The sequence below is a fragment of the Nocardioides gilvus genome (assembly GCF_003194605.1).
GTDB classification, from domain to species: domain Bacteria; phylum Actinomycetota; class Actinomycetes; order Propionibacteriales; family Nocardioidaceae; genus Nocardioides; species Nocardioides gilvus.
Genome location: NZ_QHKY01000002.1, coordinates 680,884 through 705,680, shown reverse-complemented (window position 1 = coordinate 705,680; position 24,797 = coordinate 680,884). Strand labels below are relative to the sequence as shown.

15 protein-coding genes are annotated in these 24,797 nt (G+C 70.2%); 14 read left to right on the top strand and 1 reads right to left on the bottom strand.

Annotation, left to right across the window (positions count from 1 at the left end; all coding sequences use genetic code 11):
- Positions 1-70 precede the first annotated feature (70 nt).
- From DNK52_RS08645 to DNK52_RS08625, 5 genes are read left to right on the top strand one after another with little or no spacing between them, the layout of a single operon-like run.
- On the top strand, positions 71-7,609 hold the full coding sequence (locus tag DNK52_RS08645) for a type I polyketide synthase (RefSeq protein WP_110240541.1): 7,539 nt from the start codon (positions 71-73) through the stop codon (positions 7,607-7,609).
- Complete coding sequence (locus DNK52_RS08640; RefSeq protein WP_110240540.1) at positions 7,606-12,537, top strand: type I polyketide synthase; 4,932 nt, start codon at positions 7,606-7,608, stop codon at positions 12,535-12,537. The genes DNK52_RS08645 and DNK52_RS08640 overlap by 4 nt, the downstream gene beginning before the upstream one ends.
- Complete coding sequence (locus tag DNK52_RS08635; RefSeq protein ID WP_110240539.1) at positions 12,530-12,853, top strand: acyl carrier protein; 324 nt, start codon at positions 12,530-12,532, stop codon at positions 12,851-12,853. Before DNK52_RS08640 ends, DNK52_RS08635 begins: the two co-directional genes overlap by 8 nt.
- A 1-nt stretch (position 12,854) precedes the next feature.
- Positions 12,855-13,793, top strand: coding sequence for an alpha/beta fold hydrolase (locus tag DNK52_RS08630; protein WP_110240538.1), 939 nt, complete (start codon positions 12,855-12,857; stop codon positions 13,791-13,793).
- Between the two features lie 3 nt (positions 13,794-13,796).
- Positions 13,797-14,996 carry a glycosyltransferase gene (locus DNK52_RS08625; protein ID WP_110240537.1) on the top strand — a complete coding sequence of 400 codons (1,200 nt, stop codon included), beginning with the start codon at positions 13,797-13,799 and terminating at the stop codon, positions 14,994-14,996.
- Positions 14,997-15,087: 91 nt separating this feature from the next.
- Here DNK52_RS08625 and DNK52_RS08620 read toward each other — a convergent pair whose 3' ends face one another.
- Positions 15,088-15,528 carry a nitroreductase family deazaflavin-dependent oxidoreductase gene (locus DNK52_RS08620; RefSeq protein WP_110240536.1) on the bottom strand — a complete coding sequence of 147 codons (441 nt, stop codon included), beginning with the start codon at positions 15,526-15,528 and terminating at the stop codon, positions 15,088-15,090.
- Between the two features lie 186 nt (positions 15,529-15,714).
- Here DNK52_RS08620 and DNK52_RS08615 point away from each other — a divergent pair, with 186 nt between their 5' ends.
- The 9 genes from DNK52_RS08615 (at position 15,715) to DNK52_RS08575 (ending at position 24,781) form a co-directional block, all read left to right on the top strand.
- Positions 15,715-16,659 carry a 1,4-dihydroxy-2-naphthoyl-CoA synthase gene (locus DNK52_RS08615; RefSeq protein WP_110240535.1) on the top strand — a complete coding sequence of 315 codons (945 nt, stop codon included), beginning with the start codon at positions 15,715-15,717 and terminating at the stop codon, positions 16,657-16,659.
- A 123-nt stretch (positions 16,660-16,782) separates the two neighbouring features.
- Positions 16,783-18,057, top strand: coding sequence for a multidrug effflux MFS transporter (locus tag DNK52_RS08610; protein WP_204163450.1), 1,275 nt, complete (start codon positions 16,783-16,785; stop codon positions 18,055-18,057).
- A 119-nt stretch (positions 18,058-18,176) separates the two neighbouring features.
- The gene (locus tag DNK52_RS08605) at positions 18,177-19,211 is read left to right on the top strand and encodes an ABC transporter substrate-binding protein (RefSeq protein WP_110240534.1); all 1,035 of its coding nucleotides are present in this window, start codon (positions 18,177-18,179) and stop codon (positions 19,209-19,211) included.
- A gap of 103 nt (positions 19,212-19,314) precedes the next feature.
- Positions 19,315-20,148: an ABC transporter ATP-binding protein gene (locus DNK52_RS08600; protein ID WP_110240533.1), complete on the top strand. Its 834-nt coding sequence runs from the start codon at positions 19,315-19,317 to the stop codon at positions 20,146-20,148.
- On the top strand, positions 20,141-20,983 hold the full coding sequence (locus DNK52_RS08595; protein ID WP_110240532.1) for an ABC transporter permease: 843 nt from the start codon (positions 20,141-20,143) through the stop codon (positions 20,981-20,983). Before DNK52_RS08600 ends, DNK52_RS08595 begins: the two co-directional genes overlap by 8 nt.
- Positions 20,984-21,045: 62 nt before the next feature.
- Positions 21,046-22,407: an LLM class flavin-dependent oxidoreductase gene (locus DNK52_RS08590; protein WP_110240531.1), complete on the top strand. Its 1,362-nt coding sequence runs from the start codon at positions 21,046-21,048 to the stop codon at positions 22,405-22,407.
- A 13-nt stretch (positions 22,408-22,420) separates the two neighbouring features.
- Positions 22,421-23,758 (top strand): LLM class flavin-dependent oxidoreductase, encoded by a 1,338-nt coding sequence (locus DNK52_RS08585; protein WP_110240530.1) that lies wholly within the window; start codon positions 22,421-22,423, stop codon positions 23,756-23,758.
- On the top strand, positions 23,751-24,275 hold the full coding sequence (locus DNK52_RS08580) for an NADPH-dependent FMN reductase (protein WP_110240529.1): 525 nt from the start codon (positions 23,751-23,753) through the stop codon (positions 24,273-24,275). Before DNK52_RS08585 ends, DNK52_RS08580 begins: the two co-directional genes overlap by 8 nt.
- Positions 24,272-24,781: a flavin reductase family protein gene (locus DNK52_RS08575; protein WP_110240528.1), complete on the top strand. Its 510-nt coding sequence runs from the start codon at positions 24,272-24,274 to the stop codon at positions 24,779-24,781. The genes DNK52_RS08580 and DNK52_RS08575 overlap by 4 nt, the downstream gene beginning before the upstream one ends.
- Positions 24,782-24,797 lie beyond the last annotated feature (16 nt).

The following is a 24,797-nucleotide window of genomic DNA, read 5'->3' as shown; positions in this document are numbered from 1 at the left end:
GGGAGGGGGACCGGCTCGGACCTTGGGAGGGGTCCGGGACCTAGCGGTCGCTGAGGCGAGGGAGTCACACATGCAGCACAACGCTTTTTCGAGCGAGCTCGACACGGAGCTCGTCGTAGCGGCTGATCCTTCCGGTGCGACCAACCCTGCACTCGTCGCCGCCGCCGTGCGCGCCGGCGGAGTCGGTCTGCTCGACGTCGCCGACCTGGGCAACTGGCAGCGTGCCCACGCGGAGCTGGGACGTCGTCGCGTCGACACCGCCTGGCTGCGCCCCGCCCCCGGCCTGGACGCACACGCCGACGAGGTCGACGGCGCCGTCAGCACCGTCGTCCTCGACGTGACCGACCGCGGAGAGCTCGGCGACCTGCACACCCGTTGGTCCGCACCCGGCCGACGCCTCATCGCCCAGGTCACCAGCCAGTCACAGGCCGCCGCCGCGGTCGCTGCCGGATTCGACGCGCTGCTCGCCTCGGGCAGCGAGGCCGGCGGACGCATCGGTGACACCGAGGCCTTCATCCTCCTGCAGCGCACCCTCGACCTCGGCGTCCCCGTCTGGCTGCGCGGCGGCATCGGCCTGCACACCGCCGCCGCGGTCGTCGCCGGCGGCGGGGCCGGCGTCGTGCTCGACACCCAGCTCGGCCTGCTCCGCGAATCCCTCCTCGACCAGCCCACCCGCGCCGCGCTCGCCGCCATGGACGGCAGCGAGACCCGGGTCGTCGGCTCACACCGCTTCTTCACCCGTCCCGACCTCCCCGCCGCCCAGATCGACGAGGAGACCCCCGGCGCCGAGATCGCGGCCCGCCTGGGCGCGTCGATCACCGACGCGCTGGTCCCCTTCGGTCAGGACAGCGCCATCGCGTCCGGTCTGGCACAACGCTTCGTCACCGTCGGTGGCGTCGTCCAGGGCCTGCGTACGTCCGTGGTCACCCACCTCGCGGCGGCCGCCGCGCACCCGCCCCTGGCGCCCGGCGCCGGTGTGAGCGCCACCCACGGCACCACCTACCCGATCGCCCAGGGCCCGATGACCCGCGTCAGCGACCGCGCTGCGTTCGCTGAGGCCGTCGCCGCCGGTGGCGGGTTGCCGTTCCTGGCCCTGGCGTTGATGCCCGGCCACGAGGTCCGCGCGCTGCTCGAGGAGACCGCCGCGCTGCTCGGCGACCGTTCCTGGGGTGTCGGTCTGCTCGGCTTCGCACCGCCCGAGCTGCTGGCGGAGCAGTTGGCCGTCGTGCACGAGATCGCACCGCCGCTCGCCCTGGTCGCCGGTGGGCGCCCGTCCCAGTCGGCCTCCTTGGAGGACGCCGGGATCAAGTCCTACCTGCACGTCCCTTCACCGGGGCTGCTGAGCCGATTCCTCAGCGACGGTGCCCGTTCGTTCGTCTTCGAGGGTCGCGAGTGCGGCGGCCACGTCGGCCCGCGCTCCAGCTTTGCCCTGTGGGAGGCCCAGATCGAGCGCCTCATGCAGGTCAAGGACCCCGAGAACCTCCGCATCCTGCTCGCCGGCGGCATCCACGACGCGCGCTCGGCCGCAATGGCCGCCGCCGCGCTCGCCCCGCTCGCCGAGAAGGGCGCCCAGGTCGGCGTCATCATGGGCACCGCCTACCTCTTCACCGCCGAGGCCGTGGAGGCCGGGGCCATCAAGCCCGCCTTCCAGGAGGTCGCGGTGGAGTGCGAGACCACGGTCCTGCTGGAGACCGCCCCGGGCCACGCGACCCGTTGCGTGGAGACCGACTTCGTACGCGCCTTCGCAGCGCGCCGCGACGAGCTCGTGGCCGAGGGGGTCAACGCCAAGGAGCGCTGGGCCGAGCTCGAGCAGCTCAACCTGGGTCGCCTGCGGATCGCCAGCAAGGGACTGACCCGCGACGTCACCGGACTCGTCGACGTCGATGAGACGCAGCAGCGGGCCGAGGGCATGTACATGATCGGCGAGGTCGCGACCCTGCGCGACGAGATCACCACCATCGCCGCGTTGCACGACGAGGTGAGCCGCGGCAGCGCCGAGTGGGCCCGCCGTGACAGCGACCAGAGCGTGGGCGCCGCAGAAGCCCGACCTGAGGCAGACCCGTTCGACATCGCCATCGTCGGCATGGACTCGTTCCTGCCCGGCGCGATCGGCGCCGAACAGTTCTGGGCCAACATCGTCGCCGGCAGCGACCACGTCGCCGAGGTCCCCGCGGATCGTTGGGAGAGCGACCTCTACTACTCGCCCGAGGCCACGGGCCGCTCCGCCGGTCACAAGACCCCTTCGAAGTGGGGCGGCTTCCTCGAGGCCGTCGGCTTCGACCCGCTCGCCTACGGCATCCCGCCGGCCTCCTTGGCCGCGATCGAGCCGGTGCAACTGCTCAGCCTGGAGGTCGCTTCCCGCGCCCTGGCCGACGCCGGCTACGCCACCCGCGACTTCGACCGCGAGCGCGCCTCGGTGATCTTCGGAGCCGAGTCGGGCAACGAGCTCGGCGGTGCCTACGGCGTACGCGCGTTCCTGCCGCAGCTCTTCGGCCAGGTCCCCGACGAGCTGCAGGACTGGCTCCCGACGCTGACCGAGGACTCGTTCCCCGGAGTGCTCGCCAACGTGATCGCCGGACGGATCGCCAACCGCCTCGACCTCGGGGGCGTCAACTACACGGTCGACGCAGCCTGCGGTTCCTCGCTCGCCGCTCTCGACGCAGCCTGCAAGGAGCTGCGCTCCGGCACCTCGGACCTGGTCCTGGCCGGTGGCGCCGACCTGCACAACGGCCTCAACGACTACCTGATGTTCTCCTCGGTGCACGCGCTCAGCCCGACCGGCAAGTGCCACACCTTCGACGCTGACGCAGACGGCATCGCGCTCGGCGAGGGAATCGCCTGCGTCGTGCTCAAGCGCCGCGTCGACGCCGAGCGTGACGGCGACCGGATCTACGCGATCATCGACGCGGTCGCGGGTTCTTCCGACGGCCGCCACCTGGGTCTGACCGCCCCACGCAAGGAGGGCCAGCAGCGCGCCGTCGTGCGCGCGCTCGACGCCTCCGGCGTGGAGCTCGCCGAGATCGGTCTGGTCGAGGCCCACGGCACCGGCACCGTCGTCGGTGACCGCACCGAGATGGCCACCCTCACCGAGCTCTTCGACGAGGCGGGTGTGGAGACCGGCAGCGTCGTCCTCGGATCGGTGAAGTCGCAGATCGGCCACACCAAGTGTGCGGCTGGGCTGGCCGGCCTGATCAAGGTCACCAAGGCCGTGCACCACGCGGTGCTGCCGCCCACGATCAACCTGACGAACCCGAACCCGTACTACGACGACGACGTCAGCCCCTTCAAGTTCCACGACAAGGCCCGTCCGTGGGCCGCCGAGACGCGCCGCGCAGGGCTGAGCGCCTTCGGCTTCGGCGGCACCAACTTCCACGCGGTGATCTCCTCGTACGACGGTGGCGACCGGCCGCCGCACGGCCTCACCGAGTGGCCGGCCGAGCTCTTCCTGGTCCGGGGCGTGAGCGAGGCCGACGCGGCCCGGGTCGTCACAGACCTCTCCGCCAAGGTGGCTGCGGTCCTCGAGACCGACCCATCCGCCCAACGTCACCACCTGCGCGACCTCGCGTGGGCAGCATCGCGCCAGGGCCGCGGACCGGTCCGCGCAGCCTTCGTCGCCTCCTCGTTCGCCGAGGCCGGGCAACGGCTCGCCGAGGCGGTCGAAGCCGGTTTTGCGACCGCCTCCGAGAAGGACGGCGCCGACGCAGGTCCGGGCAAGGTCGCCTTCCTCTACCCGGGTCAGGGCAGCCAGCGTCCCGGCATGCTCAACGACCTCTTCGTCACCTTCGGCGGACTCGACGACCTGCTGCGCCTCGGTGCCCCGTGGGCCGACGCGATGTTCCCGCGCACGGCCTTCACCAAGGAGCAGCGCGCCGCCCAGCAGGCCGCCATCACCTCGACCGACGTCGCCCAGCCGACCCTGGGGATCGCCGCGCTGGCGATGACCCGTCTGCTGCGTCGCGTCGGTGTCACGCCCGACGTGGCCGCCGGCCACAGCTATGGCGAGCTGGCCGCGTTGGCCGCTGCCGGATCATTCGACGAGGCCACCCTCCTCGAGCTGAGCGCGGCCCGGGGCGGCGCGGTCCTCGAGGCCGTCGAGCACTCGGGCGGAGACCCGGGCACCATGGCGGCGATCTCGCTCACCCTGCCCGAGGTCGAGGAGCGTCTCGCTGCCTGGCCCGACATCGTGGTCGCCAACCACAACGCCCCGCGCCAGGTCGTCATCTCCGGCCCCACCACCGCGGTGCGTGACGCGGTCGAGGCGCTGGAGGCCGACGGCGTACGAGGCACTCTGCTGCCGGTCGCCTGCGCCTTCCACTCCCCGCTGATCTCGCGTGCCGGTGACCTCCTCGCCGCGGCTCTCGACGAGGTCGAGGTCACCCCGCCGGCCTTCCCGGTCTGGTCGAACACCACCGCCGAGCCCTACCCGAGCGACGACGCGGGAGCCGTACGCTCCCTGCTCTCCGCCCAGGTCGCGGAGGGTGTGCGTTGGGTCGACCAGATCGAGTCGATGTACGCCGCCGGAGTGCGGGTCTTCGTCGAGGCCGGCCCGGGCCGCGTGCTGTCCGGACAGGTCGCGAAGATCCTCGGTGACCGTCCGCACACCGTCATCGCCTGCGAGGTCCCCGGCGAGCCCGGTCTGCGCCGCTTCCTCGAGGCCCTCGCACGGTTGGCCCAGCTCGGGGTCGACGTCGACGCCACCAGCCTCTTCGAAGGACGCGCCGCTGCGGTCGACCTCAAGTCGTGGCCGCTCAAGACCCCGGGATGGTCCATCGACGGCGCCTTCGTGCGTCGCGCCGACGGCACCGTCCTGCCCAACAGCTTCCAGCCGGTCGGCTCAATGCCGCCGCTCCAGCTCACCCAGCATGCTGCCCCGGCCGATGCCGGGGTGCCTGTGGAAGGACCCGCGATGACCACTTCCGAATCTTCCGGCGCCGCCTTCGAGCCCGCTCCCTTCGACCAGGGCGCTGTGAACGGTGTCGAGGTCGAGGTCGGCCCGTCGTTCGCCGGGACCGGCGCCGACGTGGTGGTGCACGAGTACCTGCGCTCAATGCGTCAGGTCGTCGCCGCCGAGCGCGACGTGCTGCTGCGCTACCTCGGTGCCGCACCCGCGGCAGCCTCCCCCGTCCGTCATCACGAGGGGTCGTCCCAGCAGCCGCTGGCGATGACGTCCGCGAGCCCGGTCGCCACCGGGACCGTACGTCATCACGAGGGGTCGCTGGAGCAGCCCGCCGCCATGACGTCCGCAGGTCAGCTGCCCGCCGCCGTCGCGGCGCCGGTGGTCGTCCCCGTCGCAGCTCCGGTGGCCGCGGTCGCGGTCGCGGCTGTCCCCGCGATCGACCTGATGCTGGCCGTGCAGGAGGTCGTCTCCGAGCGCACCGGCTACCCCGTCGACATGCTCGAGCCCGACCTCGACCTCGAGGCCGACCTCTCCATCGACTCCATCAAGCGCATCGAGATCGTCGGCGAACTCGCCGAACGCATCGGTCTCGCCGACGCCACCGGCGGCGAACTCGCCGACGACATGGTCGAGGAACTCTCCCGCCACAAGACGCTGCGCGCCATCGTCGAGTGGGTCTCCTCGACACTCCAGACCGCTGCCCCCACGGCGGTGCAGACGACTGCGGTTCCCGAGGCCGCTTCCGTCCTGCCCGCCGTGGAGGCAGCTCCTCCCGCAGTTGCTCCAGCAGCCGCGGCCCCCGCGATCGACCTGATGCTGGCCGTGCAGGAGGTCGTCTCCGAGCGCACCGGCTACCCCGTCGACATGCTCGAGCCCGACCTCGACCTCGAGGCCGACCTCTCCATCGACTCCATCAAGCGCATCGAGATCGTCGGCGAACTCGCCGAACGCATCGGTCTCGCCGACGCCACCGGCGGCGAACTCGCCGACGACATGGTCGAGGAACTCTCCCGCCACAAGACCCTGCGCGCCATCGTGCAGTGGATCGAGTCCCTCTCCGGTGCGGGAGGTCAGGGCGAGCGGCCGTCGGAGCAGCCCGCTGCGATGACGACCTCGACCAGCCAGACGGACCAGGCCCCCGTGGTCCCCGCGCCCGCAGCCTCCCCGGCCCAGGAGTCCGTCCTCGACCTCCCCGCCGGTCTCTTCGAGGTCGTCGTCGTGCCCCTCGGGCCGGCCGTCGCCCTCGGTGACCTGCACGGTGCCACCACCGCCCTGGTCGAGGGCCACCCGGCGCTGACCGACGCCGTCGAGACCGCGTTGGCCGACCGTGGCGCCCAGGTGGCCCGCATCGCCCGTGGACAGGTCGCCGACCAGCAGGTGCTCCTCGCCGAGGCCGACATCGTGGTCGAGTTGACCGCCACCTCAGGCGACTCGCGGGTCGACGCCCGCACGGTCTTCGCCGCAGTCCGCCCCGCCGTGCTCGGCAAGGTCCAGAAGGTCCTGGCCGTCACCGTCGGGTTGCACCCCACCGACCAGCACCTGCTCACCGGCGTCCCGACCGGCGTACCGGGGATGTTCCGCTCCCTGGCCCGCGAGCGCGAGGACCTCCTGGTGCGTTCGGTCGAGGTCGACGCCTCCGACCTCGCCGCCGAGCCCACCCACCTGGCCGTCTCCCTGGTCGACGAGCTGCTCGACCTCGACGCCCCCGCCTCCGTGTCGTGGGCGGGCGGGCGACGTACGACCCGGGTCGCCGGAGACGTGCAAGCGCTGCGCGACGAGTTCGACGCCCTGGACCTGACCGAGGAGTCGGTCGTGGTCCTCACCGGCGGGGCCCGCGGCATCACCGCCAAGATCGCGGAAGGCCTGGCCCGTACGGCTCCCTGCCGCCTCGTCCTGGTCGGCCGTTCGCCCTACCCGACCGACGTCGAGGACCCGCGCCTCGCGGATGCCGTCACCCTGCCCGAGCTGCGCCGCCGCGTCCTGGAGATCGGCGAGGTCCGTAGGCCCGCCGAGGTCGAGGCGCTCTGCTCGCAGGTGCTCGCCTCGCGTGAGGTGATCGCGACCCTGGAGACCCTGCGCGCGCTGGGTGCGGATGCGGAGTACGTCGCGATGGACGTCCGCTCGCCGGGCTTCGGAGCCCTGCTCGACGCCCTGCACTCCACCTTCGGTCGCCTCGACGGCGTGATCCACGGCGCCGGCGTCCTCGACGACAAGCTGGTCCGCGACAAGCAGGCCGACGGCTTCGACCGGGTCTACGGCACCAAGGTCGACAGCGCCCGGATGATCCTCGACCGCCAGCACCTGGGGCTGAAGTTCGTGGTGCTCTTCGGGTCGATCAGCGGGGTCTTCGGCAACAAGGGCCAGATCGACTACGCCGCGGCCAACGACGCCCTCGACACCCTCGCCCGGGCCACCGACGGCCGGCACGGATGTCGCGTGCTCTCCCTCGACTGGGGCCCGTGGGCCGGTGGGGGCATGGTCTCCCCCGAGCTCGAGCGGGAGTACGCCCGTCGCGGCATTGGCCTGCTCGACCCGGCCGACGGCGTCCACGCCCTGCTGCAGGAGGTCGCCCATGTGGGCGGATCCTCCCAGGTCGTGGTGATGTCCGGGAGCCCCGCGGCGTTCGGCCCGACGGCCAACGGCACGGCACGCACCGACCAGCCCGCCAGCCGGCCCCACGAGCACGCCGGTCAGGGGACCTCTGCACCGTGACCGACCAGCTCAACGATCACAGCGGCCCGCGCCCCGACGACATCGCGATCGTCGGGGTCGCCGGCGTCTTCCCGGGTGCCCGGGACGCGGCCACCTTCTGGAACAACATCGTCGACGGGGTGGACTCGATCACCGACTCCCCCGCGGAGCGGTGGGACCCGGTCTTCTTCGACCCGGACGCCAAGTCGGCCGACCGGTTCTACACGCGCCGCGGTGGGTTCGTCGACGACGTCGCCACCTTCGACCCGCTGACCTTCGGGATCATGCCGGTCGCCATGGAGTCGATCGAGCCCGACCAGATGCTGGCCCTGGCCACGGCGGCCGCCTGCTTGGCCGACGCGGGTGACGTGCACGAGGACATCGACCCGGAGCGGGTCGCGGTCGTGCTCGGCCGCGGCGGCTACCTGGGTGACGGCATCGCTCGCCTCGACCAGCGCGTACGCACCGCGCAGCAGGTCGTCGAGGTGCTCCGCAGTGTCGTCCCCGGCATCACCGAGGCCGAGTTGGAGCGGGTGAAGGAGCAGTTCCAGGACTCGCTGGGCCCCGAACGGCCCGAGGGCGCGATCGGTCTGGTGCCCAACCTGGCGGCGTCCCGCGTCGCCAACCGGTTCGACTTCCAGGGGCCCGCGTACACGGTGGACGCTGCCTGCGCGAGCTCGCTGATCGCGGTCGAGCAGGCCTGCGACCTGCTGCGTTCCGGGCGCAGCGACCTGGTCCTGGCCGGCGGCGTGCACCACTGCCACGACCTGACCCTGTGGAGCGTCTTCTCCCAGCTGCGCGCCCTCTCGCCCAGCGGCGGGATCCGCCCCTTCTCCGAGGCCGCCGACGGCGTCCTGATCGGCGAGGGCACCGGCATCATGGCGCTGCGTCGCCTCGCCGACGCCCAGCGCGACGGCGACCGGGTGTACGCAGTGGTCCGCGGCACGGGCGTCTCCAGCGACGGCAAGGCCTCCTCGCCGATGAGCCCCCTCTCCTCGGGTCAGGTCCAGGCCGTCGAGGCCGCTTGGCGCGCTGCCGGGCTGAACCCTGCCGACGTCGGCCTGATCGAGGCGCACGGCACCGCGACCCCGTTGGGCGACCGGACCGAGTTGGCCACCCTGGCCACCGTCTTCGGGGACCACGACCCGACGAGCGGGTCCCGCTCCCGCGCGGTCCTCGGGTCGGTGAAGTCCAACATCGGCCACGCGATGCCCGCAGCCGGCGCCGCCGGGATGATCAAGGCAGCCCTGGCGCTGCACCACCGCGTCCTGCCCCCGACCCTGCACGCGGAGGAGCCGCACGCCGACCTCGACGCCACCCGTTTCCGACTGATCTCGAAGGCCGAGCCCTGGGAGAGCGACGGAGAACGTCTGGCCGGGGTCAACGCCTTCGGCTTCGGCGGCATCAACGCCCACGTCGTGCTCTCGGAGGCCCCGGATGCCACGGATGCCACCACCCCCGCGGGAGGTCATCACGAGCGGTCGTCGGAGCGTACGGCGGGGATGACGGCCGACACCACCCCCGCGGGAGGTCATCACGAGCGGTCGTCGGAGCGTACGTCCGCGATGACGTCCGCAGTCGGCCAGGCGTACGAGCCCGACGAAGAGGTCGTGCTGCTGGCCGGTCGTGACGCCGACGATCTCCTCGCCCAGCTCGACGCGCTCACCGCCAGCGGCCGCACCGCGACGACCGCAGTGCCGCCGGCCAACGCCGGGCCGGCCCGTCTGGCCATCGTCTCCCCCAACGAGCGCCGCCTCACGCTGGCGCGCAAGGTGCTCGCCCGCGGGACCGCCTTCCGCGGTCGCAACGACGTGTGGTTCGACCCCTCAGGGCTGCTCCGCGACGGCGAGATCTGCTTCCTCTTCCCCGGCGTCGAGCCAGAGTTCAACCCCCAGGTCGACGAGGTGGCTGCGCTGCTGGGCATCCCCTGGACCAGTACGGCGTCGCCGACGGACGGCGTCCAGGGCCAAGGCATCGGCATCACCGAGGTCGGCCACTTCCTGGCCGACGCCCTCTCCGCTGTCGGGGTGCGCCCCGACCAGATCGCCGGCCACAGTCTGGGCGAGTGGACCGGCCACGTGGTCAGCGGCATGATCCCCTTCGAGCACGTCCACACCATGCTGGCCGGGTTGAAGCCCGGAGCGATGGAGTTCCCCGACGTGGTCTTCGTGGCGCTGGGCTGCGGGGTCGAGGCCGCGACCGAGATCATCGACGGCGTGAGCGACGCCCACATCAGCCACGACAACTGCCCGCACCAGTCCATCGTGTGCGCCCCCCAGTCATCGGTGCCCGCCGTGCTCGCGCGCGCCAAGGAACGCAAGGTGATGGCGCAGGAGATGCCGTTCCGCTCCGGCTTCCACTCCCCCCTCTTCGCCCCCTACGTCGACGGCCTCCTCGAGCTCTTCCGGACGCTGCCCATGAGCCCCGCCACCGTGCCGTTGTGGTCGGCCACGACGTTGGAGCCCTACCCCGACGACCAGGAGTCGATCAACGCGCTCGCGACCCGGCACCTGCTCGAGCCGGTCCGCTTCCGCGAACTCACCCTCAAGTTGTACGAGCGCGGCGTCCGCGCCTTCGTCCAGGTCGGGTCCGGCAGCCTCAACGGCTTCCTCGACGACACCCTGCGCGAGCACGACGTGCTCACCGTCTCGGCCCTCTCGGCTCCGGGCGCCCGGGTGGCGCACTCCAGCGTGGGTCAGCTGCGGCGGGTGGCCGTCGCCCTGTGGAGCGCCGGCCGTGACGTCGACCTCGCCCCGTTGGGCCACGGCCAGCGCCCTGACGCCGAGAGCCCTCGCGAGGGCGTACGTCCGGCTCCTCGCGGCGGGATGAGCGTACGCATGGGGTCGCCGTTGATCAGGGACCTGACGCCGCTCACCGGGGCCAGGGCAGCGGTCGCGACCTCAGGACGTCATGGGGAGAGGTCGTCCCAGCAGCCAGCCAGCATGACGTCCCCGGCAGTGACGCCGCCCAGCGCGGCCGTGGCGTCGTCCGGATTCGCCAGCGAGTTCCAGGCGTTGGTCAGGGACGCGACCCTGGCAGCCCAGGAGGTCACCGAGGCAGCGACCCGCTCCGTCGCACGTCATCGCGAGCGGTCGCCCCAGCAGCCGGCGCCGAGGACGTCCCAGGCGGGTGCGGCCCAGGCGGGTACGCCCCAGCAGCCCGCGGCCGTGACGTCGCAGCCCGCGCCGCCCGCGCCCACAGCAGCGCAGGTCAGCCAGAGCAGCCCACTCACCCCGGTCGCGAACGAGTCCGAGACCCTGCTCGAGCTCTCCGTCGCGGCGCAACCGTGGTGGGGCGACCACGCGTTCTATCCCCAGCCCCCGGGATGGGAGTGCCTGGAGGACCGTTTCCCGCTGGTCCCGCTGACCGCGCTGATCGAGATGCTGGCCGACGAGGCGCACAAGCTACTGCCCGGCGGCGTCGTGGTCAGCGTGGAGCAGGTGCGGGCCTTCAAGTGGTTGGCCGTCGAACCGGCCGCAGCGGTCACGGTCCGAGCCACCCTCGACGTCGAGGCCAGCGCCGCAGCCGGCGAGGGGACGTACCTGGTCAAGAGCTCCATCGAGGGCCACGCCCGGGCCGTGATTCGCCTGGCTGCCAGTCACCCCGAGGCGCCCGCGCCGCGCGCCACCCCGGTCCACGGAGAGATCCCCCGGATCTGGACCGTCGAGGAGATCTACCCGGGCGGTCACCTCTTCCACGGCCCCGCCTACCAGGGCATCAGCTCGATCGAGGCATTCGGCACCGACGGGGCAGCGGGACACCTGGAGACCAAGCCCTTCCCGGGGTCGCTGCTCGACAACGCCGGTCAGATCTTCGGCATCTGGGTCGCGGCCCGCGCCGAGAAGGACCGCCTGGTGCTGCCGACCTCGGTGGACGCGTTCACCTTCTTCGGCCCGCACCCCGAGCCCGGCACGCAGGTCCGGTGCGTCGTCAACTGCACGGCGCTGGAGGACACACACGTGCGCGCCGACCTCGAGCTGACCGTCGACGGGCGGGTGTGGTGCCGGATCGAGGGTTGGGAGGACCGTCGCTTCCAGAGCGACGACCGACTCTTCACGATGCTGCGTGAGCCCGGTGACCACCTGCTCGCGGTCCCCCAAGCCGGGGGCTGGCAGCTGGTCATCGAGGGGTGGCCCGACTCCGCCTCCCGCGAGGTCGTCATGCGACGCTTCCTCGGCCAGCGCGAGCGCGACCTTCATCTGGCCCTCAACCCGCGGGCCCAGCGGACCCGTCTGCTGGGACGCATCGCGGTCAAGGACGCCGTACGTGCGCGGCTCTTCGACGCCGGTCACCCCGCTGTCTGGCCGGTCCAGGTCGACGTCCACAACGACGAGGCCGGTCGACCTTCCGTACGCCTCGCCGGTCTCGCCGGCGACCACGTGGGCAGCACCCCGGGTGACCTGCGGGTCTCCCTGGCCCACACCCTCGGCGGTCGCGGCGCTCCGCCCGTCGGGATCGGCGTGGCGATCGCTGCGGACGGCGTCGACGTCGGCATCGATCTTGAACGCGTCACCGAACGGGCCGACACCTTCGCCTCGGTCGCCATGACCGAGGCCGAGCAGAGGCTCTTCGCCCAGGTCTTCGGCCATCTCTCCGGTCGCGACCGGGACCGCGAGCTGACCCGCTGGTGGACAGCGAAGGAAGCGGTCGCCAAGGCGGCGGGTACCGGCCTCCAGGGTCGCCCCCGCGACTTCGAGGTGATCGACGTACGCCACCCCGGCAGCCCCCTGCACAGCGGTCACGACGGTCCTGACCTGCAGATCCGTGAGCGGTGGGTCGCCACCGCGAGCATCCACCCGCCGACCACACCGTCATCCACCACCCAGTCCTCCACCGCCCAACCCCCCGCAGCATCCGTCACCAGCACCACCCACACGGCGTCACCTGACGTCGCCGCACTAGAGGAGTACGTCGTTGCCTGGACAGATCTCGACCCCCGCCATGGCTGAGTCAGCCACCCCGGCCGGGGACGCACCCGTGATCACGCCCGAAGCGGTCCTCGCCCAGCTCGAGCAGATCCTGCTCGAGGTCGTCGGTGACGACCTCCTGATGGACGGACCCCTGGTCATGGAGACCTCCTTCAGCGACGACCTGCAGCTCGAGAGCATCGAGTTCGTGGCGCTGGCCGAGGAGCTCCTCAACACCTACGGCGAGAAGGTCGACTTCGTCAGCTGGATGTCGGGCATGGAGCTCGACCAGGTGGTCAACCTGACCGCCGGCGAGGTCGTCGGTTTCGTCGTCTCGTCGCTCGAGGAAGAGTCCTGAGATGCCCTACATCCAGTCCAACGGACTGAAGTTCCACGTGCAGGTCCTGGGCGGCGGCACCGACGACTCCGGCGCCAAGCGGCCCAAGGTTGTGATGCTCCACGGCCTGGTCATCGACAACCTGTCGAGCTGGTTCTACACGCTGGGCCACCCCATGGCGCAGCAGGTGGACGCGCACCTGGTCGACCTGCGCGGCCACGGACGTACGGAGATCGCCGAGGACGGCTATCACGTCGTCGACCACGTCCAGGACCTGCTGGGGCTGCTCGAGGCGTGGGAGATCGACGAACCGGTGCACTTCTTCGGCAACTCGTTCGGCTGCGTCGTCGGCCTCGCGCTGGCCCGGGAGTATCCGGAGAAGGTCGCCAGCCTCTTCCTGATCGAGGCGCACTTCTCGACCCCCGGCTGGGGCGAGAAGATGGCGGGCACCCTGGCCCTGGCCGCCTTCGGGCTCGACGAGGTCGCCGTACGCGAGTACCTCGCCACCGAGGCCGACCGCAAGACCTCGCGTCTGGCCAAGCGGACCGAGAAGCTCTTCTTCGGCACGTCGCTGATCGAGGACCTCAAGACCGAGACGCCGATCGACTGGCTCGACGAGATCAAGTGCCCGGTCTTCGCGATCTACGGCTCGCAGTCCGACATCCTGGACCGGGCCCACGAGCTCGAGGAGAAGGTGCCGGAGTGCACCCTGGAGATCGTCGCCAACGCCTCGCACTCGCTGCTCATCGAGAACGCCGCGCTGATCAAGGCGCGTGCGTTTGCCTGGCTCAACACCCACGCCGGCACCGACTACGTCGTCGAGGACATCCCCGTCTCCAGCCGTGAGGGTGCTCTCGGCACGATGGGGGCACCCGACGCCCTGGAGGTGCTCAACCAGATGGCCGCGGAGAACAGGCACCTGCTCGACGAGAACGCCATCCCCACGCGCCGCGTGGTCTGAGCGATGGCCCGCTTCCTCTTCGTCGTGCCGCCCTTCGCGGGCCACGTCAACCCGACGATCCCGGTCGCTGCCGAGCTGGAGCGACGGGGTCACGAGGTCGCGTGGGCGGGGCTGCCGGGGCAGCTCCAGGCGATGCTCCCCGAGTGGGGCCGGTTCATCCCGGCTGGCTCCGAGGAGTGGGCCGCGGTGGTGGCCGAGCGCAACGTGCTGCGCTCTGACCTGCGCGGCGCGGCGGCGTACAAGTTCCTCATGGAGGAGGCACTGATCCCGATGTGCCACGTGATGGTCGACGGTGTCGACGAGGCCGTCACCGAGTTCGAGCCCGACGTCCTGGTCGTCGACCAGCAGACCTGGGCCGGCGCGGTGGTGGCCCGTCGTCGTGGGATCCCGTGGGTGACGTCGGCAACCACGTCCGCCGAGATGGTCGACCCGCTCGCGGGCTTGCCGAAGGTCGCGGAGGCCTTCCATCGCACCCGGGTCGAGCTGCAGGTCGAGTTCGGGGTGCCGCGCGAGATCGCCGAGGTGGGCGACGTACGCCTGTCCGACCACCTGGTGCTCGCCTACACGTCGAGCGCGCTGGTCGGCGACGGCCTGGAGAGCGTCAGCGACGCCTCACCGGTCGCCTACGTCGGCCCGTCCGGCCTGGACCGCGACGAGGTCGATGACTTCGACTGGGAGCTCGTCGACCCCGAGCTGCCGCTGGTGCTCGTCTCCCTCGGGACGCTCAGCGCCGGAGCCTCGGCGCGGTTCTGGCCGGTGGCGGCCGAGGCATTCCGGGGCCAGCCGTGGCAGGGCATCTTCGTGGCGCCCGCCGAGTTGGTGCCGGACCCGCCGGCCAACGTGATCGTGCGCGACCGAGTGCCCCAGTTGTCCGTGCTGAAGCGGGCTTCGGCCGTGGTCTCCCACGCGGGTCACAACACGGTCTGCGAATCACTCTCCAACGGTCTCCCGATGGTGTTGGCCCCGATCCGCGACGACCAGCCGGTGATCGCCGACCAGGTCGTACGCACCGGGGCCGGCGTGCGGGTGAAGTTCGCCCGCGTGAAGCCGGAAGGGCTGCAGGCAGCCATCGAGTTGGCGTTGCACGACGAGGACCTGCGTGCCGGTGCGAAGGCGATGGCGACGGACCTCGCGTCGTGCGGCGGTGCGACCGCGGCGGCGGATGCGTTGCTGGGGTTGCTGGCCCCGATCGAAGTCTCGTAACTGAACGTAGGAAAGCAGCGCAAAGGGCCCGATCAAGCGCTGATCGGGCCCTTTCCTACGTTCAGTTACGACTCAGTCAAGTACGACCGAGTCAGATGCGCTCGAGCAGGAAGATCGGGATCTCTCGGTCCGTCTTCTTCTGGTACTCGCCGTAGGTGGCCCACGTCTTGACCGCGTGCTCCCACCAGTCGGCACGCTCGTCGCCACTGAGGAGGCGGGCGCGGTAGCTGTGCGGCTCCGGACCGTCCTGCAGGTCCACCTCGGGGTGGGCCACGAAGTTGTCGTGCCAGGCGGGGTTCTTGGGGCCACCGCCGTAGGAGGCCACGGCGAGGTACTTGCCGTCGCGCTCGACTCGCATCACCGGGTTCTTGCGGAGCTTGCCCGAAGTCGACCCGACCGAGGTGATGACCACGATCTTGTCGTCGCTGCCGGGGAGCGTGTTGGCGCGCTCCCCGCCGGAGGCTTCGTACTCCGCGACCTGGTCGCGGACCCACTCGGCGTTGGACGGGACGTATTCACCTTGAAGAGCCATGGGGGCACAACGTCGTGGTCCGACTCCGCATTCCTGCCCCTCGCCGGACGTCATCACCAACGGTCGCTCCGGCGACCAGTCCTGATGACGTCCCGAGTGGCGCGCCGCGGGACGTCATCATCAACGGTCGTCCCGGCGACCAGTCCTGATGACGTCCCGAGGGGGTGGACCGATAGCCTGCGGTCCATGAGTGCGATCGATGGCGTCAGCGAGATCTTCGACCCGAGCGACTGGGACGAGGTCCCCGGTTTCGACAACCTGACCGACCTCACCTACCACCGCGCGAAGGCCCACGGCACGGTGCGGATCGCCTTCGACCGCCCCGACGTGCTCAACGCCTTCCGCCCCCACACGGTCGACGAGTTGCTGCGTACGCTCGAGCACGCGCGCCAGGCCGCCGACGTCGGCTGCGTGATCCTCACCGGCAACGGCCCGAGCGCAAAGAGCGGCAAGTGGTCCTTCTGCTCCGGCGGCGACCAGCGGATCCGCGGCAAGGCCGGCTACCAGTACGAGGACAAGTCGATCGGCGCCGACGACACCGGCGCCGAGGAGCCCAGCGTCATCGACAAGGCCAGGCTGGCCCGGCTGCACATCCTCGAGTGCCAGCGCCTGATCCGCTTCATGCCCAAGGTCGTCATCTGCGTCGTGCCCGGGTGGGCCGCCGGCGGTGGCCATTCGCTGCACGCGGTCGCCGACCTGACCCTGGCCAGCCGCGAGCACGCCAAGTTCAAGCAGACCGACGCCGACGTCGGTTCCTTCGACGGTGGCTACGGCTCGGCCTACCTCGCCCGCCAGGTCGGTCAGAAGTTCGCCCGCGAGATCTTCTTCCTCGGCGAGGAGTACTCAGCCGACGAGATGTTTGCGATGGGCGCCGTCAACCGGGTCGTGGAGCACGCCCAGCTCGAGAAGGTGGCGCTGGACTGGGGCCGCAAGATCAACGGCAAGTCCCCGACCGCGCAACGGATGCTGAAGTACTCCTTCAACCTCCTCGACGACGGCCTCGTGGGTCAGCAACTCTTCGCCGGTGAGACCACGCGTCTGGCGTACATGACGGACGAGGCACAGGAGGGTCGCGACCAGTTCCTGGAGAAGCGTGAGCCCGACTGGAGCCCGTACCCCTGGTACTACTGAGCCTTCATCGCGTGTTCGCCACCTCAGCGAGGGCTCCTCGTACGCGGCGCTCACGACAGGTCGGTTTGACTCACGCTGCGCCGAAGTGAAACACCGGCAGGGGTGCGGTGCTTGTCATGATTCGTGACGACAACGACCTCCACCCGGACTCCGCCTGCGGCAACCCGACCCAGTCCTGACGCTGATGCGTCTCCGATCGAGCTCCGACTGCTCCTGTTGCTGGCGTTCATCGCCGGGGCTTCCCCACTCGCGATCGACCTCTATCTAGCGAGTTTTCCCGCGATCCAGCGCGACCTGGCGACCACGCCGGGCATGGTTCAGCTGACGCTGACGTCATACCTGATCGGGATCTCGATCGGTCAACCGATGTGGGGTCCGCTCTCGGACCGGTTCGGGCGCCGCCCGACACTGTTGGTCAGCAACGCGATCACGGTCGCATCGTCGTTTCTCGTGGTGCTGGCGCCCACGATCGAGGTGCTGATCGCCGCGAGGTTCGTCCAGGCGCTCTCGGCCGCTTCCGGAATGGTCATCGCCCGCGCGATGGTCGCCGACCTGGCGCAGGGGTACGCCGGTGTGCGTGCGCTCGCGTTGATGATGACGATCCACGGTCTGACGCCCGTCGTCGCGCCGGCCATCGGCGGTGCCCTGGCGACATTCGTGCCGTGGCGGGGGGTGCTCGCCGTGCTCACCGCGGTGGTGGCTGTGCAACTGCTCGTGACGATCGCGCTGATTCCCGAGACGCTGCCGCAGCAGCGGAGAACCAGACGCGTCCACTTCGGCGACCTGGGGCGTGTGCTCACCCGGCCGGCGTACGTCGCCTACGCCCTCACGCTCGGCTTCGGTGTCGCCACGATGATGGCCTACATCGCGAGCTCCTCGTTCGTCTACCAGGACGTCCTCGGTTTCGGGCCGATGACCTTCGGCATCACCTTCACCGTCAACGCTCTCGGCATGGTCGCCGGCGGCCTGCTCTCCGCGCGACTGGCACGCCGGCACGTGCACCCCGCGCGGACCGTCGGTCTAGCACTCCCCGGCGCCGCGACCTGCTGCCTGTTCGTGGTTGCCGCGGCGCTCTCGCCCTGGCCTGTGCTGCTCGTCGTGCCGATGTTCGCCACCACGTTCTTCTGCAATCTCGTGATCGGCAACTGCATGGGCCTGGCCATGCAGCAGGCCCGCGAGATGCCTGGCGTCGGCTCGGCGATGCTCGGGTTGTTCATGTTCGGGATCAGCGCAGTCGTCACCCCCGTCGCCGGCCTGGTCGGTGGCGTCGCCTCCGCGGTCCCGATGGGGGTCGTGATGACGGTGATGGCGGTGTGCGCGAGCGCGTCGTTCGTGGTCGGGCGGCGCATGGTCGCGCGAGATCCTGCCAGTGAGGACGCGTTCGACCGGGGAATCTGATCATCGTGAGCAGAACCCCACCGTTAAAGTCTAGTAACTTTATTGTATTAATCGAGAACGGCTCCTGCCGTCCCTTGCCCGGCCCGTCAGCACCACCGCACCACAGGAGAGACGAGTTCATGAAGATTGCCAGCACCGGCTTCCGCCGGCCGATCGCCCTTGTCACCACCGTCCTCGTCGCCGTGGCCGGGATGAGCGCCTGCGGATCGGCAGCCGGGGGCGGCGCCGGAGGCGACGAGCAGACCACCATCCGCTACCAGAGCTACGCCGGCGCGGTGGACGCGTTCCTGCTCGCCGACGCACTCGGCGAATTCGAAGGCCTCACCCTGGAGCGGGTCGGTGACGTCACGGGCGGCCCACAGGCGCTCCAGGCGCTGGCCTCCAAGCAGACCGACATCGGCGGCTCAGCGTTCTACGGCGCCATCGCCCAACTCGTCGGCACCGGCGCACCGATCAAGGCGGTCGTGCCGTTCTACGGCTCCAACGAGAAGAGCAACTCAAAGGTCGTCGCGCTCAAGGACTCGGGTATCGAGTCGGCCGAGGACCTGGTCGGCAAGAAGGTCGCGGTCAACACCCTCGGCGCCAACAGCGAGGCCGTACTCGACACGTGGTTCGACCAGGAGGGCCTGAGCGACGAGGAGAAGGACCGGATCACTCTGGTGCCGCTGCCGCCGCTCAACACCCCCGAGGCGCTCGGCAAGGGACAGGTCGACGCCGCGGTCGTGTCGTTCATCGGCTTCAAGACGACGGCCGCGAAGTACGACGTTGTGGAGTTGACCAATGACGTCGACGTCGTCGGGGAGCCCTACGCGGGGGGTGGACTGACCCTGCGCAACGAGTTCATCGAGCGCAACCCCAACACCACCAAGCAGTTGGTCGAGGGGGTCGTGACGGCCATCGAGTTCATCGAGACGCACACGACCCAGGAGCTCTTCGACATCTACTTCCCCTACCTCGAGGAGGAGGGTTTCGCCGACTACATCCCCGCGATCGAGGCGAACTTTCCGGGCACCCTGGGCATCGACGCCGAGCCCGTCATCGCCGACGAGGACATCCAGCGCTGGGTCGACTGGCTCGACGACCGAGGCGACATAGACGGCTCCGAACTCGATGTCAGCGACGTCTACACCAACGAGTTCAACCCGAACGCCTGACCTCGACCTCTCGAACGACCCGGGTGACGGCTGCTCCGCAAGCAGCTCGGCCGGCCGACCCCGGGGCCTCCAGCCATGCACCACTGACACATCGGAGAGCAGCATGAGTTCACGCATCGAACTGAGCCACGTCGGGCAGACCTTCTGGGTCCGCGGCGACGACGACAAGCGCCTGCGCGAGTTCGTCGCCCTCGACGACCTCAACCTGGATGTCGCTGCCGGCGAGTTCCTCACCGTCGTCGGCCCCTCCGGGTGCGGCAAGTCCACCGTCCTGGACCTCGTTGCCGGGCTCGCCAAGCCGAGCGTCGGCCGGCTCACCGCCGACGGCAAGCCGATCACCGGACCCGGTCTGGACCGCAGCGTGGTCTTCCAGCAGTACACGCTGCTGCCCTGGCGCACAGCCGCAGCCAACATCGAGTTCGCCCTCGAGGCCAAGGGCGGCATGACGCGAAAGCAGCGCGCCGAGCGGGCTCGCGACTACCTCGAGCTGGTGGGGCTGACCGAGTTCGCAAACCGCTACCCCCACGAGCTCTCGGGTGGCATGAAGCAGCGAGTCGCCATCGCCCGCAGCCTCTCCTACGAGCCCGAGGTGCTGCTCATGGACGAGCCGTTCGGCGCACTCGACGCCCAGACCCGGGAGCGGCTCCAGGAGGAGCTGATCCGCATCTGGCGGCGTACGGACACGACGGTCATCTTCATCACCCATGACATCGACGAGGCCGTGTTCCTCGGACAGCGGGTGGCCGTGATGAGCGCCCGGCCGGGGCGGATCAAGGAAGTCATCGACATCAACATCAACCGCGACCCCAGCGGCGAGACCGACGTACGCGCCTCACGCGAGTTCGCCGCCTACCGGCACCACATCTGGTCGCTGCTGCGCCAACTGCACCACGCGCCGGACGACACCACGACCCCTCAGGAGCTCGCCCATGTCTAGCCTGATCGCCGAGAAGACCGAGGCGCGCCCCAACCCCCGCCAGGAGGAGTCCGCCAAGGCCAAGGGGGTCTCGCTGAAGAGACGGCGAACGGTGACGCTCTCCCGCGGTTTTGCCGGGCTCCTGGCGCTGGCCCTGACGTGGGAGCTGGCCCCCCGGCTCGGGCTCGTCGACTCCTACTTCATCCCACCGCTGCACATCGTCCTGCAGGAGTGGTGGTCGATGCTGGTCGACGGTGAGCTGTGGAAGCACGTCCGGGCCAGTCTGGTGCGCTCGGTCGTCGGCTTCGGGCTGGCGATCGCCATTGCGATCCCGCTGGGTGCGGCGATCGCGTGGTACCGCCCGGTCCGCGAGTTCTTCACACCGGTGCTGGAGATCTTCCGCAACACCGCAGCCCTGGCGCTCCTGCCGGTCTTCATGCTGGTGCTCGGCATCGGGGAGACCTCGAAGATCGCGATCGTTCTCTACGCCTGCTTCTTCCCGATCCTGCTCTCGACGGTCACCGGAGTGGCGAACGTCGATCCCCAGCTGTTGCGATCAGCCCAGGTGCTCGGGCTCTCCCCGGTGTCGACCTTCCGCAAGGTGGTCTTCCCCGCGGCGATCCCGACCATCTTCACGGGGGTGAGGATCTCCGGTGCCGCCGCGATCCTCGTACTCATCGCTGCCGAGATGATCGGTGCGACCGCTGGTCTGGGCTTCCTCATCAACTACGCCCAGTACAACTTCCTGATCCCGAAGATGTACGCCGCGATCATCACCACCTCTGCGCTCGGCGTCGCCGTCAACTACGGACTGGTCGCCCTCGAACGCCGGTTCTCGCGCTGGCGTCCGGAGTGATCCCGACGCGCCCGAGCGCCCTCGCCCGCCACACCTCCCTCTGATCCAGCCAGGAGACATCCATGTCCGACCGACAGCTCAGCCTCAACGCCTTCCTCCACGACACCGGTCACCACGAGGCTTCGTGGCGCCACCCGGACTCCTCGGTCGAGCGCGCCCACGACATCGACTTCTACATCGAGCTCGCCCAGAAGGCGGAGGCGGCCAAGTTCGACGGCATCTTCTTCGCCGACATCCCGGGGCTGTGGGCCGCGACGCCGTTCCGCCCGACTGCCCACCTCGAGCCGATCACCCGGCTCGCGGCGATCGCGGCGCGGACGGAGCGCATCGGTCTCATCGCGACAGCGTCCACGACGTTCTACGAGCCCTACAACCTGGCTCGGCTCTTCTCCGGTCTCGACACCCTGTCGCGTGGACGGGCCGGCTGGAACATCGTGACCACCCAGTCCGAGGCGGTGGCACGCAACTTCAGCCTCAAGGAGCTCCCCGGCTCCGAGGAACGCTACGTGCGGGCACAGGAGTTCCTGGACGTGGTCACCAAACTGTGGGACAGCTGGGAGGACGACGCGGTCCTCGCCGACCGGGAGTCGGGTCACTACTTCGACCCGGACAAGGTGCATGCGATCAAGCACGTCGGCAAGCACTTCCAGGTCGAGGGCGCGCTCGCTGCACCGCGCTCACCACAGGGGCGTCCGGTCTACGTGCAGGCCGGCTCGTCCAACGATGGCCGGGTCTTCGCCGCTCGCAACGCAGAGGCGATCTTCACCGCCCACCAGACCCTGGGTGACGCGAAGGCGTTCCACGACGACATCAAGACCCGCGCCCGCCAGTTCGGGCGCAACCCCGACCACGTGAAGATCCTGCCCGGCATCAGCCCGTTCCTGGGTGACACCGAGTCCGAGGCCAAGGACCTCCAGCAGTACGTCAACTCCCTCACCGTGCCGGCGTACGGGCTGGGGCAGCTCGAAGGACTGGCTGGCATCTCGCTGCGCCATCTCGAGCTCGACGAGGTGGTCCCCACCGAGTTCTTCGCGGGCAGCGGCAACGTGCTCGACAACAACCGCAGCCGCCTCCAGGTCGTCGCCAACATCGTCGAGCGAGACCGGCCCACCCTGCGCCAACTGCTGCACCGGCTCGCCGGCGCTCGTGGGCACAACGTGGTGGCCGGCACACCCCTGCAGGTCGCCGACATCATCAGCGACTGGTTCCACGGTGGCGCCGCAGACGGCTTCAACGTCATGCCGCCGCTCTACCCGCAGCTGCTGGACGCGTTCACCGAGCAGGTCGTGCCGATCCTCCAGGACCGCGGCATCTTCCGGACCGAGTACGCCGGGAGCACCCTGCGCGAGCACTACGGCCTGCCCCGTCCCGATTCCATCTACAGCGACGCGGGCGGCCCGGCGGCCACCGTCGCCAGCGCCTGAGGAGCCCCGGGTCATGACACAGAAGCAGCTCCACCTCAACGCCTTCCTCATGGAAGCGGGCCACCACGAGGCGTCCTGGCGGTTGCCCGACATCGACCCCGGTGCGGCGCTGGACGTCCAGCACTTCGTCCGGCTCGCGCAGATCGCCGAGGCCGCCAAGTTCGACTCCATCTTCCTGGCCGACGGATCGGTCGCGACGGGCACCGGTGAATTCCGGGCCTCGGGACAGTTCGAGCCGTTGACCATCCTGACCGCCGTGGCGGGGGCGACCGAGCGAATCGGCCTGATCGCGACCGCGTCGACGACCTACAACGAGCCCTATGCGCTGGCGCGACGGTTCGCGTCGGTGGATCACGTCTCCCGAGGACGCGCCGGATGGAACATCGTCACCTCCGCCACCCAGGAGGAGGCGGCCAACTTCTCCCTCGCCGAGCGACCGCTCCAGGCCACCCGCTATCAGCGGGCCGACGAGTTCCTGGACGTGGCAAAGAAGCTCTGGGACTCGTGGGGGGACGGGCACTTCCTGGGCGACCAAGAAGGTGGCCGCTGGGGTGACCCCGCCCAGCTGCGGGCGATCGACCACGTCGGTACGCACTTCCGGGTGGCCGGCCCCCTCAACGTCCCGCGGCCCGTCCAGGGTCACCCTCTCCTGGTGCAGGCAGGAGCGTCCGAGCAGGGCAAGGCGTTTGCCGCCAGGCATGCCGAGGCGATCTTCGTTGCGCACCAGACCTTGGAGCAGGCGCAGGGCTTCTACGCCGACATCAAGCGGCGAGTCGCGGCCGAGGGACGCAACCCCGACCACGTGCTCGTGCTCCCCGGCCTGGTGCCGATCATCGGCGCCACGGAGGCCGAAGCGACCGCGAAGGCCCAGCAGCTGGAGGATCTGCGGATCCCGGCGTACGGCCTACGGCAACTGGCGACGTACCTCGAGATCGACGAGGCAACCATCGATCTCGACGCACCTCTCCCGCGTGAGGTCGTCGAGCAGGAGGTCCGTGAAGGCTTCGACTCCCGCGCCCGCCTGGTCATCGACCTGGCTCAGCGGGAGAACCTGACGGTTCGCCAGCTGCTCAGCCGCCTCGGAGGCGGGCGCGGCCACAACGTCACCATCGGGACGCCCGAGCAGATCGCGGACCAGATGGAGACCTGGTTCGTCCAGGGCGCGGCCGACGGCTTCAACGTCATGGGTGCCTCGCTGCCCTCGGGGCTGGAGACGTTCGTCGAGACGGTCGTGCCCATCCTGCGCGCTCGTGGGCTCTTCCGAAGCGAGTACACCGGCAGCACCCTGCGCGAGCACTACGGACTCCCTCGGCCGGCCAACCAGTTCGACGTCGAGGTGGCCGGTGTCTGATCTCCCTGCCGTCCCTACAACCGTCGCCGTCGTGGTCGGCAACCCGAAGGCCGCGTCGCGCACGCTGGAGGCCGCCACCTACGTGGCACGCGAGCTTGCCGGGCGCGAGCCGGACCTCGTCGTCGACCTCGCCACGCTCGGCGCGGCCGTGCTCGACTGGTCCGATCCCGACGTCGCCCGGCTCGTCGGGCAGGTGGGCAAGGCCGGTCTCGTCGTGGTCGCCTCGCCGACCTACAAGGGCGCCTACACCGGACTGCTGAAGCTCTTCCTCGACCGATTCGACAGCGACACAGGGCTGACAGGTGTCGCCGTCCCTCTCCTGCTCGGGGGGTCTCCGGCGCACTCGATGGCCCCCGAGCACACGTTGCGACCGGTGCTCACCGAGCTCGGCGCGACCGTGCCCGGCCGGGGTCTCTTCGTGATCGACAAGCAGTACGACGACCCAACCGCCTACGCCGAGTGGCTCAGCGTCACGCGGCCGATCGTGACATCGCTACTCACCCAGGAGAGCTCATGACCAGCACGTTCCGGACCAACCAGGACCTCGACCCGGTGCGACTGCGCGAAGCGTTCGGATCCTTCCCGACCGGGGTCGTCGCGGTGGCCGCCGAGGTCGACGGCCAACTGCTGGGCCTGGCGGCGAGCAGTTTCACCAGCGTCAGCCTGGACCCGCCGTTGGTGTCCATCAGCCTCGCCGCCACCTCCAAGACCTGGCCGGACCTACGGCGAGCCACGCACCTCGGACTGACCGTCCTGGCCGACACCCACGGCCCGCTGTGCCGCCAGCTCGCGGGACCTGTCGACGAGCGGTTCGCCGGGGTCGCGCACACGGTCACGACGGAGGGCGCTGTGATCATCGACGACGGGCTCGCGGCATTCGACACGACGGTCCACCGGGAGGTCGACGCCGGCGACCACGTTCTCGTGCTGCTGGAGCTGCACGCAGTCGAGCACGGCAGCCTTGCGTTGTCGCCGCTGGTGTTCCATCGCAGTCAGTTCGGGAGCCTCGCGCCGGCGCTGTGACCGGGACTGCGTCTCC

Bases quoted from the DNA above. Each gene is read 5' to 3' on its own strand.
- DNK52_RS08645 (WP_110240541.1), top strand. From the start codon at position 71: ATGCAGCACAACGCTTTTTCGAGCGAGCTCGACACGGAGCTCGTCGTA.
- DNK52_RS08635 (WP_110240539.1), top strand. From the start codon at position 12,530: ATGGCTGAGTCAGCCACCCCGGCCGGGGACGCACCCGTGATCACGCCC.
- DNK52_RS08630 (WP_110240538.1), top strand. From the start codon at position 12,855: ATGCCCTACATCCAGTCCAACGGACTGAAGTTCCACGTGCAGGTCCTG.
- DNK52_RS08625 (WP_110240537.1), top strand. From the start codon at position 13,797: ATGGCCCGCTTCCTCTTCGTCGTGCCGCCCTTCGCGGGCCACGTCAAC.
- DNK52_RS08620 (WP_110240536.1), bottom strand. From the start codon at position 15,528: ATGGCTCTTCAAGGTGAATACGTCCCGTCCAACGCCGAGTGGGTCCGC.
- DNK52_RS08615 (WP_110240535.1), top strand. From the start codon at position 15,715: ATGAGTGCGATCGATGGCGTCAGCGAGATCTTCGACCCGAGCGACTGG.
- DNK52_RS08605 (WP_110240534.1), top strand. From the start codon at position 18,177: ATGAAGATTGCCAGCACCGGCTTCCGCCGGCCGATCGCCCTTGTCACC.
- DNK52_RS08600 (WP_110240533.1), top strand. From the start codon at position 19,315: ATGAGTTCACGCATCGAACTGAGCCACGTCGGGCAGACCTTCTGGGTC.
- DNK52_RS08595 (WP_110240532.1), top strand. From the start codon at position 20,141: ATGTCTAGCCTGATCGCCGAGAAGACCGAGGCGCGCCCCAACCCCCGC.
- DNK52_RS08590 (WP_110240531.1), top strand. From the start codon at position 21,046: ATGTCCGACCGACAGCTCAGCCTCAACGCCTTCCTCCACGACACCGGT.
- DNK52_RS08585 (WP_110240530.1), top strand. From the start codon at position 22,421: ATGACACAGAAGCAGCTCCACCTCAACGCCTTCCTCATGGAAGCGGGC.
- DNK52_RS08575 (WP_110240528.1), top strand. From the start codon at position 24,272: ATGACCAGCACGTTCCGGACCAACCAGGACCTCGACCCGGTGCGACTG.